The organism is Thioclava kandeliae (assembly GCF_040297545.1).
GTDB lineage: Bacteria > Pseudomonadota > Alphaproteobacteria > Rhodobacterales > Rhodobacteraceae > Thioclava > Thioclava kandeliae.
The window spans coordinates 1-3,002 of record NZ_JAYWLC010000061.1 but is presented as its reverse complement, the minus strand read 5'-3'; the positions used below and the strand labels follow the sequence as shown (position 1 = coordinate 3,002).

The 3,002-nt window shown below is 46.7% G+C and carries 2 protein-coding genes; both read left to right on the top strand.

Annotation, left to right across the window (positions count from 1 at the left end; all coding sequences use genetic code 11):
• Positions 1-520: 520 nt before the first annotated feature.
• Positions 521-1,195 carry a sugar transferase gene (locus VSX56_RS20450; RefSeq protein WP_350939363.1) on the top strand — a complete coding sequence of 225 codons (675 nt, stop codon included), beginning with the start codon at positions 521-523 and terminating at the stop codon, positions 1,193-1,195.
• Positions 1,196-1,582: 387 nt separating this feature from the next.
• On the top strand, positions 1,583-2,029 hold the full coding sequence (locus VSX56_RS20445; protein WP_350939362.1) for a PEP-CTERM sorting domain-containing protein: 447 nt from the start codon (positions 1,583-1,585) through the stop codon (positions 2,027-2,029).
• The last annotated feature ends 973 nt before the right edge of the window (positions 2,030-3,002 follow it).

Sequence of the window (3,002 nt, the reverse complement as noted above, 5' to 3'; positions counted from 1 at the left end):
CCACGAGCATCAGCGCCGTGTACTTGGAACACATTCTTCGCCAGATCGAGTCCCACAGTGGTAATCTCCGACATAACCGCCTCCCAGAATGGATTGTTGCGATCCCACCTTGGCACAGAGATGCCGTCGGGAGGCGACTACATCATCAACGCCGTTGGTCCCCCACATGTGAACTAGAAAACAAACTGAGCCACATGATTCACCAGATTTTCATATCACGGAAGTAAACATCCTTAACGGCAAACCTCCGATCTTTTTAGGAATTCGTGTGACAACTAATACCAATTAAAACACGGAGAATAACCACAATTACAGTATTATTAAGGTGTTGTAACATAACAATAAAATTACAATGTCATAACTTTCAGCAAAACAGAATTAAATTTTCTCATTAACCACACAGTAGCTTGATTAAGACTTTATTAGCTCTATAGTCAAATTCACCAATTTGTTTGCTGCACTGCCGCATCCTCCTCATAAAACAACCCGGCTGAAACCTTTGTACCTAGGGGACAGAAACGTGAAATATGCAATTGCCGATACTCAATCGGATCTAGGAAGACTTAGCACGTCTAAACGTCGTCCTTATGCAAATCGCTTGAAGCGAGGGGCAGATATCTTTCTCGCGCTCCTACTTCTTCCAGTGCTCCTCCCGATAATTAGTATCCTTTGGTTGGCAGTTCGCCTTGAAGGCGGGCCTGGCTTTTTTATCCAGCCTCGTGTCGGTAGAAACGGCGTTAAGTTTAATTGCTGGAAACTCCGTACTATGGCAATCGATGCGGAAGCGCGTCTTAAAAAGATATGCGAAGAGAACGCAGAAATTGCCAAGGAATGGAACGAGAAGCAAAAGCTCGACAAAGATCCAAGGATCACACGTATGGGCACGATGCTACGTTCTACATCGCTTGATGAACTTCCGCAGATCTTCAATGTGTTGCGCGGCGATATGAGCTTCGTTGGACCGCGGCCCTTTATGTTAGATCAAGAACAGCTTTATCGCCAAGCAGGTGGTCGTGCTTATTTTGATCTACGCCCTGGGATTACAGGAAACTGGCAAATCGAAGGCCGCAATACAACTTCCTTCACTGATCGTATTGTATTTGACAATCGCTATCATCAAGAGATTTCTTTAAAACGTGATCTTGGGTTGATCTTAAAAACAGCAACTGTTGTAGTCAAACGCACCGGACGCTGACACTTTATCTGAAGCTAAAAAGCAGGGAGCTCTCCCTGCTTTTTAGTGATTCTTTAGCTAAAATTCCACCGCAGGTATCCATCTGTAGAACCAAATTTCTGCACCTTACTCCATTTATTTTACAATTTTCGAATTATTTATAATATTATTTATATACCCGTGACTAAATTATACAGGCTCACGAAATAAACATCATTGCATAATGCAATGACTCAATAATTTTCCTTGAAAAACCCTTGTTTTTAAGGAAAAAAACACTTGTGATAAACAAAATGTTAATAGATAATCAGATAGTGTCCTCCCCCTAAGAGCGATGCGTATTTTCGTAATCGCGTCAGGCCTTCAGACTTTTAATAGGCCTCATGCGGCAACTTCAGGAGCTCTGCTATGAAAGCACAACTCAAGACCGCCGCCATCGCGGCAATTATTGCCGTAGGTAGCGCCGCGGCAGCCTCTGCAGCAACCTACAGTGGCACTTTCTCGCTTTCGGATGGTCAAAACATCACTTACGCCGACTATACGATCGCAGATTCTGGCCTTTATTCCTTTACCATCGATGCCGGTACCGGTGTGTATGGCCTTGACGGCGGTACGTATTCGCAGGTTTCTTCCTTCGTTGACTCTGGTGACGTCGTAGGCTTCTACCTGACTGCAGGTACCACGTACGACTTCACCTTCACCGCATTCAGCGATGTTACCGCCACCTACACCATCGAAACCGCAGACGGCAACACGGACCTGTCGGCAGTTCCGCTGCCGGCAACGCTGCCGCTTCTGGCAGGCGCTCTGGGTGTTGCTGGCTTCGCTGCACGTCGCCGGAAAAAAGCCGCTTAATCTTAGCGTACAATCTTATAAAAAGGCCCCAGATTTCTGGGGCCTTTTTATTTATTTTATATTTCATATATTTCTTCAATATCGTATTATTCGTAACAATATTGTTGCGAGAGAAAAATAATTAAATACTTTGCTCCGATATCGGCACCTTTAAAAGCCGAATAGCGGTTCATGATAGCGATGCAGATATGTATTGCGGCGATCTGTTGCTCATGGACGCGTAATGAATAAATCATACCACAAATACTGGCACTGGCGGTACTCCATATGGAGCACAGTGCTCTTGGATCTCTGATAAACCGGCCGCAGACCCATCCCGCAGATAAGCTTTTACCGCCTGTATAAGCTTGGCCAAGGTCTCGCGCCGCTTTACAAGAAGAGGCGCATTGAAAGAATATAATGCATATCCCCAAGGTACATCAGGACGCAACCTATGAACATGCGGCACCCAGCCACCAGCGCTCGCGCTTGATGTAAGCATCGAGCCTATGCAAACGACACAGCGCGGATTACTACAAGATCTATTGCCCAAAGTCCGAGATTTCTCTCTACTCTGCCCTGAACACTCACCGAAGCAAGACCTGCTTTAATCCGCTTTCGGATTAGTGCCCGAGGGTGGCTCCCCATAGATTTTGGTACAGCTGGTCTGCCCCACTTGAGTAGTCCAGTTTAAAAGTTAGTACATCGTGGGCCTTTGGTCTATTGGCACAATGCTTTTGGGGGCTGGTGGGCGATAGCCATATCGCCCGTATTGGTGTGCCAGTTCGGTGATGTTAGCGGTTAGCAGGGCTTCATCCTGGCGACCTGCGTTCGACGCGGCTTATGGACGACAACGCATAGTATGGCCGCGCCCGCACGTCGGATCGTGTCCCACGGGGTGGTGTAGCTCAGGTGGCCATCGGGTTTCTTGGTAAGGTCGGGTTGCTAGACTCAATCTGATCCAAGGATGACACCCGATGACCAAACCTATGAT

What these genes read in the sequence shown, in the direction of transcription:
- VSX56_RS20445 (WP_350939362.1), top strand. Translation starts at nt 1,583, where the DNA reads ATGAAAGCACAACTCAAGACCGCCGCCATCGCGGCAATTATTGCCGTA.